The sequence below is a fragment of the Phormidesmis sp. 146-20 genome (assembly GCF_052939475.1).
In genome coordinates, this window is sequence record NZ_JBJPHT010000053.1 from 20,467 (window position 1) to 33,353 (window position 12,887).

The following is a 12,887-nucleotide window of genomic DNA, read 5'->3' on the forward strand; positions in this document are numbered from 1 at the left end:
CACCTCCGATATGCCCCAATACATTCTCAAACGCCTCCTCGGTCTGCTGCCTGTCTTGTTTGGCATCACTTTCGCTGTATTTTTGCTATTGCGGCTGATTCCTGGAGATCCGGCGATCGTCCTGGCAGGCGAACGAGCCACTCCCGATCAGATCACGACTTTAAGAGAACAGTTGGGTCTCGACAGACCGTTAGACCAGCAATACTTTGCCTTTCTAGAAAACATGGTGCGACTAGAGTTTGGCAACAGCATCATTAGCGGCATTCCTGTGATAGATGAAATTCGCAGTCGTTGGGCGGCAACATTTGAATTGTCGATCGCGGCCATGCTCGTGGCGATCGTTCTAGGAATCCCATCTGGCGTTGTGGCAGCGGTTCATAAAGATCGTCTGGTGGATAATCTGCTAATGAGTGGATCGCTGATTGGGGTTTCGCTGCCTGTCTACTGGTTGGGGTTGTTGATGGTCTATTTGTTCTCTATCACGCTGAAATGGCTGCCTCCGAGTGGGCGGATCAGTGTCGAGACTGGATTTTCGTTTCAGCCCATCACCGGATTTTATGGGTTGGATGCATTGTTAAATCTGAATCTATCCGTCCTGGCGGATGTGCTGTCGCATCTGATCTTGCCAGCTTTGACTCTGGGAACCATTCCGCTGGCGATCGTTGCCCGCATCACTCGCAGCGCCATGCTTGAAGTTCTCACCCAAGACTACATTCGCACCGCCAAAGCCAAGGGATTGCCCAATCGCTTAGTTGTGTTTCGTCATGCGCTCAAGAATGCCTTGTTGCCGATCAATACGACGATCGGGCTTCAGTTTGGCACGCTGTTGGGTGGAGCGATTTTGACCGAGATAATTTTTTCCTGGCCGGGGCTTGGCTCCTGGGTCTATGAAGGAATTTTGGCGCGAGACTATCCCGTGGTGCAGGGTGGCGTGGTGTTCATTGCCGTCATGTTTGTGGTGATCAATCTGCTGGTTGATATTTCCTATGCCTGGATCGATCCGCGAATTCAGTTCCGGTAAACTGGGCTGAGCGTGGTGTGAGAACTTTAGCAGCGATGAAGCGATTTTTTGAGCAGATTTTCGGACACAAAGCCGTCCAGCGCTTCTCACGATCGACCTCTGGCAAAATTGGACTCGTGCTGACGATCGCTCTTTTTTTGATGGCGCTGCTGGCTCCCATTTTGTATCCCTATGACCCGGCGAGCGATCGCGATTATCTAGCTCGGTTGGCTGCCCCCAGTGGCGCTCATTGGTTTGGGACAGATAGTTTGGGGCGCGATTTGCTGGTGCTGGTGTGGTATGGAATTCGCATGTCGCTGCTCGTCAGTCTGGTGTCGGTGAGCTTTGGGGCAACGATCGGGCTGTTTTTTGGATTGCTTGCAGGCTATTTTCGCAGTTGGCTGGAAGTGATTATTGGCTGGGTGACTGACATTTTGCTGGCGTTTCCGCCGATTTTGTTTGCGATCGCGATTGCCACCGTTCGAGAGCCGAGTTTGCAAAGTGTAATAATCGCGGTTGGGGTGGTGCAAATTCCTATCTATGTCAGGCTGGCCCGAAGTGTGGTGTTGTCACTGCGGGAGCAAGAATTTATCCAGGCGGCAAAGGCGTTAGGAGCGACCCCCATGCGGATTATTGGGCGGCACATTCTCCCTGCCAGTCTCGCCCCTCTGGTCGTTCAGGCAACGTTGTCGATCAGCACTGCCACCCTCGAAGCGGCAGGATTGGGCTTTTTGGGACTCGGCCCACCGCCTCCCACCCCAGAATTGGGCACCATGCTGTCGGATGCGTTCAAAGGCGGCTATTCCCTCTCGTCTCCCTGGACAACGCTCTTTCCAGGGTTGGTGATCACGCTGATTGTGCTGGCATTCAATCTTTTGGGCGATGGGCTGCGAGATGGGTTAGATCCTCGAAGTTAGAAGAATTAGAACTGTGTAGGCTTTAGTGAGCCGCACAAAGGTTAATTGCCAAAGGGTGAACCAGCTTTGCGATTCAAAAAACTTTGAATAGTTAGGTGATTAAAGAGTCCTCAAGCAATCCGCCGCCCCAAAAAATACTGAGACTTGTGCGGATGATCACTTACACGGAGGTATTGTCTGGGTAGTCTGTTGTTTATAGCTTTCTCAGTAGAATCTTGAGCTTTAGGGTGTCTGTCTAATCACTTGATTTTGAGTTTTACACTAGTGAAAAGTTTGACCAAATCGCCAATCTGAATCAGTTTTAAGGCTATCCGCAAGACATGAGTATTCGGAAACATCTAGTGATCGAGATTTGCAATGGAGGATTCAGGACTTGGATGGGTCATTAGACAAGAGGGCACCAACGATCAATTGTTGTGGGCAAACTAGATGTGAGAATGCTAAATAAGCAAAAGGAAAGCTAAATGATTATCCTACACGATGGAACTGGTGGTGACTTATCCCACGTACAAGCAATGGCAAGCATAGATGAAGGGTTCGCCCTGTTTGATTACGTGCGGGTTGATCAGGGTGATATGGCATGGATCGGTCAGATTCTTGAGCCAAATCGCAATATTTCAATCGTCAATAGCAATAGGCTTGACCCAACGATTCTGCATGGTTTGAGGCTGATGCAGGAACACTCAGAAGTGCAGTCTGTAGAATCTGTTCAGGTTTTTGAAATCGGTATTCTGGGTCAATATAATGGTCGCCAATTGCTAACACCACGCTTACGTCCCCTGCCTGGAGCGGTTGTAAGCAGGTTAAATATTGAAGACACCAGTAGAGTGATTGGCATACCTCAAAGAGCAGATCGAGAAGACGGCAGTTCTAACGTAGTAGGTGAGCTTCTCAATGCAGCAGGTGTTCCTCTATGTATCGATGCTCTCAAGTTCAACTACCACATCATGGTTTCTGGAGGGACGGGATCAGGAAAATCTAACGTTTCAGCAAATCTTGTAGAACAAGCTCTCAACTTTGGAAAATGTGTTCTTTTGCATGATGCCAAACCAGATTATGGATTAGTAAACATTCCGAATACAGATCCAGGTGTACCTCACGAAATCTGGCAACAATTTGATCAATATGGGCTAAGTCCTCGTGGAGTTACTAACGTAATACGAGTCGGATTTCACGGATTGTGTGATCCTAATAATGTACGGACAGTCGTTGGATTTCACGCCTCGGATTTCTCCCCAGAGATTCTCGCAGGTTTGTTTTTTCCATATCCTGGTGAGCAGAATCAGTTTGAAGGATTTGTGAATGCGGCACAAACGCTTAGAGAAAGAACGATTGGTCAAAATACCAATGGTGATCGCCGAACATACTCATTAGAGAACATTACTGAGGAAGTTGAGCGACGAATTACTTCACCTCAATCCGAACGCGAAAGAATACATGAATCAACAGGGAATACCATTCTAAGAAAAGTCAACGCTCGTCGTCGTGGAATGCCTTGGCTTGATTCTATTGGAACAGCAATAAGATCACAAGCCGCAAGCCGCCTTCGCGCATCCCGTCTAGATAACAATCAGAATCAGGCGGTTCAGGCTTTCAGCCTTGAGAGCTATGTGAGTCTAGGACAACTGATCGTAATTGACTATTCGCAGATGGATGAACAATCTTATGCCCTAATCCTTTCCTATTTCTTACGAGTTTGTCAGCAGTATCGTAAACGCCCCGGACAACACTCAGTAGGTATTGTTCAAATGGTGGATGAAGCTCACCGGATCTTTGATAACGACTCTCGGCACAGTTCTGCATTAGAACGTGCGTTTGAGCGGGTCATGAGGGAAGGAAGATCTGTTGATCATTCAATCATTCTTAGTTTGCAAAATACCTCGCAAATTCCTCAGCGAGTTATGAACAACTTGAATACAAAATTTGTTATGAGGCAAAACAGCAAAGCTGAAGCAGATGCAGCAACTCAAACGATGGGTAAAGAGTTTTCGCCACAGGCAATGAGATTAGGAACGGGTCAGGCTCTTGTAGCAATATATGAATCAAAAGCTACGGTTCTTGCTCAGATGGCTCCATCACCATTTGAACTGATGAGAACTGACAACACAGGTGCTAGGATTATCCATCAGCAAGCAGACTTGGTAGCGATAGGAGACGACATTGATTTCTAAGACTCATCAAACTACAGCATCTATAAACAACATTCGCCCCTCTTCACAACTTGAGGTTTCCAGTAACGGATCTGCACAGTACAAGAAAAATGAAGCGGGAGACATCTTGAGGCAGTTTCAAAACGCTGTAGACAATGACTCCTTCTATGAAGCTGCTGAATTTATTTTTGATAAGATCTCAGACCCTACAGAGATTATAAAATGTGCTGAGCTTGCTTGTAAAAGAGAACCCGGAGGTGCATTTTATCGCGCAAAATTCTGGGCTAAAGTTTCTCAGATGATTGATACTCAAGAGGGAAATGGCTCGGATGGGTTGAAACTTAGTCACTTATGTACTCAAACAGGTATTCATCCAGCTAAAGCAAGAGGTTTCATTGCACAGGGTCGAGCCATCATTGATGTTGAAGAAGCAGGTATAAACACAGCTAACTTACGTAAGGCTTCTCCGCTACTTTTTCAATATGCTCAACGTCAAAGAGAAAGAGCCAAAGAGTACTTAATTGAAGCCGTAGAATTTCTCGAAAATGAGTCTGAAGCCACATATACTCAAATCCACAGAAATTGGTGTCAGAGGAACGGTAGTATCAAGGCTAACCTTGATATTATAAAACCTTCAGACTGGTGGGCTTTTAGTCATCCAAAATGGAGAAAAGAAGAAGATTTTCCAGGATCAATTCCTGGAGAAGTCTATGCGAATGCACTCTATTACTTTGCTCCTCAATCAGGTGTTGCAGTCGATCCAATGGCTGGGAGCGGAATGCTGAAACGTGTTTATGATGACCGCGATCGATGGCAGAAAGACTCCAGCTTTAGGTTGAAAATTAAGCTATTTGATTTATATCCTCGTCGTCGCTTTATCAAAAAGCATGATGCACGAATTCCTCTACCCTTCAAAGCTGACTGGATCTTCATTGATCCATCGTACTATGGTCAATCTAGTCATCTATTTAAAGACCAGTTAGCATCAGCCAAGGACTATGACACCTATCTTGCTGGGATGAAAGAAATAATATCTGCTCTAGCCGAATCTTTAAATCCCAATGGAAGGCTATGCGTCTTTTTACCTAAGTGGAGTGGACTTAGACCTGAAGATCCAAATCACGATGTTCCATCAGATGTTTCTTCGATGGCTATTTCTTGCGGCTTAATGTGGCTCGATACAACCTATGTTTCTCGCGGTCGCCAACAGGAGCCTGGTAGTGCAACAAAGAATAATATGGCAAAGCGCGATCGTAGAATGAGATCAGACACCTGCGTTCTTAATATATTTGAAAAACGGGAGGACTAAAGACTATGTTTAGTGAGTTAGTCAGACGCTCAAGACGCATTAGCCGTGATGACTTTGCCACAACCTTCGGAGGCATTGCTGATGATGTTGTCGAAATGCTTGATAGTGAGCAAGCGCGGCGAATCACTCGTGAAGCAAGAGAAGCGATGGAGTCGTCAGAATTACTACCAGGAGGTAGAGCGAGGCTACGCCAAGTTGAGTTTGGTTTGTTTAGTAATGCACCAGAGTTGGAGCAAGGTCAGGTTGCCGCTGTAGATGGCACTCCCGCACTTCCCCTACAGATGTACTCATCAGGGCAAGCTTTGTGCGTAGGAATTGGGAGCATCTCCCATCGTCGTCCACTAAAGGATTCGCTACATTATTGGTCTAGTAGAGCTTATCTTGGCGATTCTAGGGATACCAATGATTTCATTGCTCGACAAGAACAAGCTCTCTTTGGTATTTCTTCAACTGCTTATCTCAGGTACTTTGAAGTAAGACACGGCTTAGAGCTTGAGGAGCCTTATATATTTTTTGATGGAACACTAGTATATGAATGGCTTGTAGCTACCCAAGAAGGTGTAGGTCTTTACGAAGACCTTTTTTCTAGTGGTAAGCAATGCATTGGGGTAATGAAAAACGTCAAGGCAAATGTAGTATTTTCAACCTACGCTCGTGCTTTAAGAACAGGAGAACTTTATATTATAGAAACTCTTGGAGATCACTTATCTAATAGTAATGTTCCTAACAGAAATCAAGGCGAGAGTTCTAGAGGAACGTTACCCTCATTTCTTAATAACTATGCCCCTCACATTTTAAGGGGTATCTTTAAGCCAAGAAACAAAGTTTTTGGTTTTGAAGTACATGAGGATCATCTAGAAAATATGCTTCGCATGATGACCGCTGATTGCCAAATGAACCATGCCGGCCACGAAATACCATTCTTGCTCAATCGTGTTGACGAAGAGGTTCGTAGAAACTTCAATTCAAGAATTTTGCAAGACCGCATAGCATTACGAATGGCGACTCAAAATGAAGAACTATTTTTTGAGGAGATGAACGAACGCACTTTTCGTTAAAGGACTTATATCAAAATAAAGCGTTAGGCAGAAGGCAGATCTCTAAAATCTTAGATGGCTGGATTGGTACGTTGTTCGGCGGGCAGTTCCTCAGACTTTAAATGTTGGAGAATAGGGAAAGGAGGGCAATCACTCATCGCCCCTAGCCCAAAGTCTACCGTCTAGAGTCAATCGTCCAATATGAACGAAGCACAAATCAATTCCCTGCTGCAAGAGCTAAAAAATCCTGATCAAGCCGTCCGAGTCCATGCTACCGAAGAGCTTTGGCGATTTTGGTTTATGCAGAAAGGAATGGTCGGGTTTCAGATGCTGCAACGGGCCCAGTCTTTACTCGAAGAGGGTGACACCACTCAAGCCGAAGCCTTACTCACTGAGTTAACCAGCAGCACCCCCGATTTTGTCGAAGCCTGGAACCGCCGCGCCGTCCTGTATTTCACGCTCAAAGAGTACTTTAAAGCGATCGCTGACTGCAAAACCGTTCTGCGGCTCAGTCCCTTTCACTTTGGCGCACTCAATGGTTTGGGTCTGTGTTATGCGGCGATCGGCGACTATCGCGAAGCCATCCAATCCTTTCGAGAGGCGTTAGAAGTGCAACCGTATGCGATCGAAAACCAACGCCTCATCCTAGAATGCACCGCCAAGTTGAGTTAGGAAGGGAAAAGACTTTAATTCCCAAAGACTGACTTCTCATCCCTCCTCGCGCAGCGGATTACCCCCAAAGGGGGAACAGATCATCGAAGTTCTCCCTCATCCCTCATAAGCCTCCATCGGCAAACACGAGCAAACGAGATTGCGATCGCCAAACGCATTGTCAATTCGTCCCACGGTTGCCCAAAATTTGTTTTCTCGCGTCCATTTGGTTGGGTAGACGGCTTCCTGACGAGAGTAGGGACGATTCCACTCCTCAGCGACCAGATCGGCGGCAATGTGGGGGGCATTTTTGAGCAGATTGTTTTGGCGATCGACTGCTCCATCTTCAATCGCCCGAATTTCTTCTCGAATGGCAATCATCGCGTCACAAAAGCGATCGAGTTCCTGTTTGGATTCACTTTCGGTCGGCTCAACCATTACGGTTCCGGCAACGGGCCACGAAACGGTCGGCGGATGGAACCCATAATCAATCAGCCGTTTGGCAATATCATCGACCTCAATTTCGGCGCTTTTTTTGAACTGGCGCAAGTCGAGAATGCACTCGTGAGCCACCAGCCCATTTTTGCCTTTGTAGAGAACGGGATAGTGATTTTCTAAGCGTTTGGCGATGTAGTTGGCGTTGAGAATGGCGACTTCGGTGGCTTCCGTCAGACCTTGACCGCCCATCAGCGCAATATACATCCAGGAAATTGGCAGAATGCTGGCACTGCCCCACGGCGCGGCGGAAACGGCTCCAATCCCTTGTTTTCCTCCCATCTCGATCACGGGATGCCTGGGTAAAAAGGGCACCAGATGAGCAACGACTCCGATCGGCCCCATCCCCGGCCCACCGCCGCCGTGAGGAATGCAGAAAGTTTTGTGCAGATTCAAATGGCAGACATCCGCGCCAAAATCACCGGGACGACAAAGCCCCACCTGCGCGTTCAGGTTGGCTCCATCCATGTAGACCTGGCCGCCATGAGCATGAACGATCGCGCAAATTTCGACAATCCCTTCTTCAAAAACGCCGTGGGTCGAGGGATAGGTCACCATCAGCGCGGATAAGTTGTCTTGATGTTTTTCGGCTTTGGCTTTGAGGTCAGCGATATCGATATTACCTTCGTCGTCGCAGGCGATCGGCACGACTTGCATTCCGGCCATGACGGCGCTGGCGGGGTTGGTGCCGTGGGCAGATTGAGGAATCAGACAGATGTTGCGGTGCCCTTCGCCTCGCTGCTGGTGGTATTCTCGAATCACCAAAAGTCCTGTGTATTCGCCTTGAGATCCCGCGTTGGGTTGCAGCGAAATGCCTGCGAATCCGGTGATTTCAGCCAGCCATTCTTCTAACTGTTGAAACAGAATTTGATAGCCTTCGGTCTGCTCAACGGGTGCAAACGGGTGAATCTGTCCAAACTCTGACCAGGTGACGGGCACCATTTCTGAGGTGCTGTTGAGCTTCATCGTGCAAGATCCGAGGGGGATCATCGCCGTCGTCAGCGACAGATCCCTGGATTGCAGCCGATACAAATAGCGCAGCAGTTCAGTCTCAGATCGGTAAGTCTGGAAAACGGGATGGGTCAGGTAAGGACTCGTGCGGGTCAAATTTTTGGGAAGCGAGGTGGCAACAGGCAGCAGATCTTCGGGGTTGAAATGGGCGGAATGATCTCCCGCAAAAAGTTGGAAAAGCGCGATCAAATCATCCGCGCAAACCGTTTCGTCGAGAGAAATGCCAAAAGTCCGATCGTTGATCTGTCTCAAATTGATCTGATGGGCGATCGCTCGTCTCGAAATTTCTTCAGCCTGCTGGGTAGAAACTTGTACGTGCAGCGTATCAAAATAGGGTTCAGATCCGATCGTACAGCCCAGTTTTTGCAGTCCCGTCGCCAATAGTTTCGTCATGTAATGGATGCGATCGGCGATGCGTTTTAGCCCTTCTGCCCCGTGGTAGACCGCATACATACTGGCAATCACCGCTAACAGAACTTGAGCCGTACAGATATTGCTGGTGGCTTTGTCACGTCGGATGTGTTGCTCACGAGTTTGCAGAGCGAGACGCAGGGCGGGCTGTCCCTGACGATCTTTTGACACGCCGACGATGCGGCCGGGGATTTGTCGCTTATAGGCTTCTCTAGTCGCAAAGTAAGCTGCGTGAGGGCCGCCGTATCCGAGCGGAACGCCAAACCGTTGAGTGTTACCGACTGCGATATCTGCGCCAAATTCTCCCGGCGGTTTCAGCAAGGTCAAACTGAGTAAATCTGCGGCAACGGTGACAATCGCTCCTGATTCATGCGCCCGATCGCAAAATGCCTGATAGTCATAAATTGCGCCGTCTGTCGCTGGATATTGCAGCAGTGCCCCAAAGATCGGCGTGTCGAAGGCAAACGTTTGATGATCGCCCACAATCACGTCAATTCCCAACGGTAGCGCTCTGGTTTTGACGACTGCGATCGTTTGAGGATGACAAGCCTCTGACACCCAAAAAGATTTCGCCTTGGTTTTGCCCACGCCATAACTCATCGACATCGCTTCGGCGGCCGCAGTGCCTTCATCTAACAGAGACGCATTGGCGATTTCTAGCCCCGTCAGGTCAATCACCATCGTCTGAAAGTTGAGCAACGCTTCTAATCGACCCTGCGCGATTTCGGGCTGATAAGGCGTGTATTGCGTGTACCAACCGGGATTTTCGAGAATGTTGCGCTGAATCACGGGCGGCGTAATGCAATTGTGGTAGCCCATGCCCATAAAGGAGCGAAAAATCTGATTTTGGCTGGCGATCGCCTTCAACTCAGTCAACAGCTCATATTCGCTGCGGCTGGCTCCAATTTTTAACGGCTGCTGAATCCGAATGCCTTGGGGAACGGCCTTACTAATTAACGCTTCCATCGAGTCTAAGCCCAACTCACCCAACATCTGCTGAACTTCGGAGGGGCGAGGGCCAATGTGGCGATCGACAAAGCGATCGGTGTAAGCCAACTGATCCAGCGTTGAAGTAGGGCGACCCCTTGCGGGTAACTCGAAGAGATCGCCGTTAGAAAAGCTTTGAGAAACCACGGCATTGCCTTCAGACCGACTCAATTCAACCGTGGAGTGTGCTTGGGTGAGAGGCTCAGACATAGGTGAGTTTACGGGTTGGAGTGAATAAATCGAGCAGTTTCAGGAGGTGAAGCACAAATGAATGCTTATCCTAGAGCCAGTCTTTATATTTTGCAACAATCAACCCGTTAGCTGCACGATCAAGTGTGAAAGGATGATGAAGTTAAACCGTGAAATCTCTTGACATACTCCCCATGCCCAAAGGCGAGGGGATTCTAAGCTCAAACAGCAATTGCAGGCGTAGCCTGTCTCACATTGCCTAACTTAGCGGTCGATGCCCCAACCGCACAGATATTTATCGCGGCGTTTTCGTCTCTGCCATTCACTTGTTGACAGGACGGACACCGCCATTGCCTCACCTCCAAGGCTAGTTCTTTCAAGACATGCCCACAATTTGAGCAGGTTTTAGAACTCGGATACCAACGGTCAATGAAGACAACCTGCTTGCCTTTTTTGGTTGCTACCCATTCGAGAATTTTCAGGAATTCCCCAAACGCAAGATCGGATAGTTTGCGTCCCCATAAACGCTGCATTCCCTTGAGATTAAGCGTCTCGAAACACAACACATCAAACTGATTCGTTAAGTCGTGTGCCAACTTCCAAAACCAATCAGAGCGGTGGTTAGTCACGTCGTCATGCTTGCGAACCAGGTTCAATCTTGCCCGTTCTCGGTTGGCTGAACCTTTCTGTTTCTTAGAATGGTTGCGACTGGCTTTCTGGATGGCATTGAGAGACTGTTTCAAGAATTGCGGCGATTCAATCTGGGAGCCATCAGAACCAGTGAGAAACGTTTTCAGACCAAAATCAAATCCAGCAATTCTACTCGTCTCGAATTTGGTTTTAGGCGCATCAACGCTGTCTACCACAATGACCATCAACAACTCTCCTAGTGAAGTGCGTTTAATCGTCAACGTCTTGACCGTGCCCTCTATCTCTCTGGAATTCCAATACTGAAACACGCGACTCCCAATCTTGACCCGATTACCTGTCAAAAACTTGTAGCCAGCTTGCTTGAGCGTGAACGATTTGTATCGTCTAACTTTTTTGAAGTTTGGCGGTCTAACTCCTTTCTTGTGATGTTTGAAGAATAGTTGATAGGCTTTCTCAATGCGTTGGCAGATATCCTGCACTGCCTGAGATCCGACCTGCTGCCAGAAGGCTTTACGCTTTCTCAATTTGGCAATATGACTCTGAAGTTTGGCGCAATTCAAATGCTTGCCCCACATTCGGTAGTACCGTTTGTGAAGTGCGATGCAATGGTTATAAATCACCCCGGCGACATTAATAGACCGCTTGAGATGTTTATTCCGACTGCTTTGATAGAGCTTGAACTTCAGGGTTTTCATGATATGTTTATATCATATTGATATAAGCTACTGCAATGGAAAAGAGCCTGTTTTTTCGCCTAACTGACGAAGAGTTTAAGCAGCTAGAAGCGTATTGCAAAAAGAAGAAAAGAACTAAAAGCGACGTGCTTCGTGAGCTGATTCGTTCTCTGGACTCTGTGGCTTAAGCGCCACGCGGGAACCCCTTTCTCCATCCCCATGCATGAATGACAGGAGCTTTAAGGGTTCCCCAACCCTCCCGCTTCCGGTAAATTTTGTCAGCGATTTTGCTGCTCAAACAGTTTTTCCATCATTTGAGCCTGACGATCGACCACTGTCACTAATCGAGTAATGTTATCCGTCAGTTTTGCGATGTTTTCTGCTTGCTGTTGGGCGGTCAATTTGATGTCGGTCAATCCCTCTGTCAATCGCCCGATTTGGTCAGTGACCATTTCTAGATTTACGGTAATGTGAGCAAGCTGTCGGTTTGTCTCATCCTGCTGTCTATCATTCATCATCTGTTTTAGCGTCAGTTTGGTAAAGTTTTTTCGTTAGTGTCTTGAATTATTCGCGCTCCTGATTTGGGCTTTCTGAAACCCTTGCCTAGAGGGACTCAATTTTTATTCTCTAGTCCATCGCGAATAATTCGTGACACTACCTTTTTTCGCTTCGTTATTAAGCGCTTCTGCCCCCCAACCCCCCATTCTGGGGGACTTTATGACAACTTCGCTTCAAAATTTCGAGCTTCACCTTTTTACGCGCCTTCGACTTGCGATCGATAGTCCTCTGCTGAGAGTGCATCGTCCAAACTGCTCGGATCGTCGATTTTCACTTTGATCAGCCAACCTGCGATGTAAGGATCGTCTACCAGGTTTTCGGGAGTCTCTACCATGTCTACATTGGCTTCGATCACGGTGCCTGTGACGGGTGACTTCAAATCTTCGACGGCTTTGACCGATTCAACAGTGCCAAAACTTTCGCCTTGTTCGACTGCGCTTCCTACGTCGGGCAGTTCTAAAAACACGATGTCGCCCAGTTGGTCGATCGCAAATGCACTAATGCCAACGGTGGCAATGTCGCCTTCTAGCCGAGCGTATTCGTGGGTGTCGAGATATTTCAGATCTTCGGGATATTCCAGTGCCATTTGAGTTCCTGTGCGATCGCCTAATTCAAACTGTCTCAAAAAGTTTACCGCTTCCACTTTACAGCGTCACTGGAAATCAAGATTTGGGTGGAGAAAGATTTTGAATGAGGCGATGAGCGCCAATCACCGCAGCTACACGCACAAAGTTTGCCTGGGTAAAGCCAAAGATCCGCGATTTTGCAGCAGACTTGACCAACAAATTTAGTTTGCATGGCAGGGAGTCCTCTTCGCCAAAGCCAAATGCCCTCCTTTAGAAAACCT

At 47.8% G+C, this 12,887-nt stretch carries 11 protein-coding genes; 7 read left to right on the forward strand and 4 right to left on the reverse strand.

Annotated elements, in window-relative coordinates; genetic code table 11:
* Nucleotides 1-10: 10 nt before the first annotated feature.
* From ACKFKH_RS27755 to ACKFKH_RS27780, 6 genes are all read left to right on the forward strand, one after another.
* Nucleotides 11-1,021, forward strand: a complete 1,011-nt coding sequence (locus tag ACKFKH_RS27755) for an ABC transporter permease (RefSeq protein WP_446861594.1) — start codon at nt 11-13, stop codon at nt 1,019-1,021.
* Nucleotides 1,022-1,038: 17 nt separating this feature from the next.
* Nucleotides 1,039-1,917 (forward strand): ABC transporter permease, encoded by an 879-nt coding sequence (locus ACKFKH_RS27760; RefSeq protein ID WP_446861595.1) that lies wholly within the window; start codon nt 1,039-1,041, stop codon nt 1,915-1,917.
* Nucleotides 1,918-2,381: 464 nt separating this feature from the next.
* Complete coding sequence (locus ACKFKH_RS27765) at nt 2,382-4,088, forward strand: ATP-binding protein (protein WP_446861596.1); 1,707 nt, start codon at nt 2,382-2,384, stop codon at nt 4,086-4,088.
* A complete protein-coding gene (locus tag ACKFKH_RS27770; protein WP_446861597.1) occupies nt 4,078-5,376 on the forward strand; it encodes a hypothetical protein in 1,299 nt (432 codons plus the stop codon). The genes ACKFKH_RS27765 and ACKFKH_RS27770 overlap by 11 nt, the downstream gene beginning before the upstream one ends.
* 5 nt (nt 5,377-5,381) lie before the next feature.
* Nucleotides 5,382-6,434, forward strand: coding sequence for a hypothetical protein (locus tag ACKFKH_RS27775; protein ID WP_446861598.1), 1,053 nt, complete (start codon nt 5,382-5,384; stop codon nt 6,432-6,434).
* 180 nt (nt 6,435-6,614) lie between these two features.
* The gene (locus ACKFKH_RS27780; protein ID WP_446861599.1) at nt 6,615-7,085 is read left to right on the forward strand and encodes a tetratricopeptide repeat protein; all 471 of its coding nucleotides are present in this window, start codon (nt 6,615-6,617) and stop codon (nt 7,083-7,085) included.
* Between the two features lie 96 nt (nt 7,086-7,181).
* On the opposite strand, the gene gcvP is transcribed toward ACKFKH_RS27780, so the two are convergent.
* The gene (gcvP, locus tag ACKFKH_RS27785) at nt 7,182-10,178 is read right to left on the reverse strand and encodes an aminomethyl-transferring glycine dehydrogenase (RefSeq protein ID WP_446861600.1); all 2,997 of its coding nucleotides are present in this window, start codon (nt 10,176-10,178) and stop codon (nt 7,182-7,184) included.
* Between the two features lie 200 nt (nt 10,179-10,378).
* Nucleotides 10,379-11,503, reverse strand: coding sequence for an RNA-guided endonuclease InsQ/TnpB family protein (locus ACKFKH_RS27790; RefSeq protein WP_446861601.1), 1,125 nt, complete (start codon nt 11,501-11,503; stop codon nt 10,379-10,381).
* A gap of 35 nt (nt 11,504-11,538) precedes the next feature.
* On the opposite strand from ACKFKH_RS27790, the gene ACKFKH_RS27795 reads away from it, so the two are divergent.
* Nucleotides 11,539-11,670 (forward strand): ribbon-helix-helix protein, CopG family, encoded by a 132-nt coding sequence (locus ACKFKH_RS27795; protein WP_446861602.1) that lies wholly within the window; start codon nt 11,539-11,541, stop codon nt 11,668-11,670.
* Between the two features lie 90 nt (nt 11,671-11,760).
* Here ACKFKH_RS27795 and ACKFKH_RS27800 read toward each other — a convergent pair whose 3' ends face one another.
* Nucleotides 11,761-11,997, reverse strand: a complete 237-nt coding sequence (locus ACKFKH_RS27800; RefSeq protein WP_446861603.1) for a hypothetical protein — start codon at nt 11,995-11,997, stop codon at nt 11,761-11,763.
* Nucleotides 11,998-12,236: 239 nt separating this feature from the next.
* Nucleotides 12,237-12,665, reverse strand: coding sequence for a glycine cleavage system protein GcvH (gene gcvH, locus ACKFKH_RS27805; RefSeq protein ID WP_446861604.1), 429 nt, complete (start codon nt 12,663-12,665; stop codon nt 12,237-12,239).
* Between the last annotated feature and the right edge of the window lie 222 nt (nt 12,666-12,887).

Excerpts from the sequence above, each read along its gene's own strand:
- ACKFKH_RS27755 (WP_446861594.1), top strand. The coding sequence starts at position 11 with ATGCCCCAATACATTCTCAAACGCCTCCTCGGTCTGCTGCCTGTCTTG.
- ACKFKH_RS27765 (WP_446861596.1), top strand. The coding sequence starts at position 2,382 with ATGATTATCCTACACGATGGAACTGGTGGTGACTTATCCCACGTACAA.
- ACKFKH_RS27775 (WP_446861598.1), top strand. The coding sequence starts at position 5,382 with ATGTTTAGTGAGTTAGTCAGACGCTCAAGACGCATTAGCCGTGATGAC.
- ACKFKH_RS27780 (WP_446861599.1), top strand. The coding sequence starts at position 6,615 with ATGAACGAAGCACAAATCAATTCCCTGCTGCAAGAGCTAAAAAATCCT.
- gcvP (WP_446861600.1), bottom strand. The coding sequence starts at position 10,178 with ATGTCTGAGCCTCTCACCCAAGCACACTCCACGGTTGAATTGAGTCGG.
- ACKFKH_RS27790 (WP_446861601.1), bottom strand. The coding sequence starts at position 11,503 with ATGAAAACCCTGAAGTTCAAGCTCTATCAAAGCAGTCGGAATAAACAT.
- ACKFKH_RS27795 (WP_446861602.1), top strand. The coding sequence starts at position 11,539 with ATGGAAAAGAGCCTGTTTTTTCGCCTAACTGACGAAGAGTTTAAGCAG.
- ACKFKH_RS27800 (WP_446861603.1), bottom strand. The coding sequence starts at position 11,997 with ATGAATGATAGACAGCAGGATGAGACAAACCGACAGCTTGCTCACATT.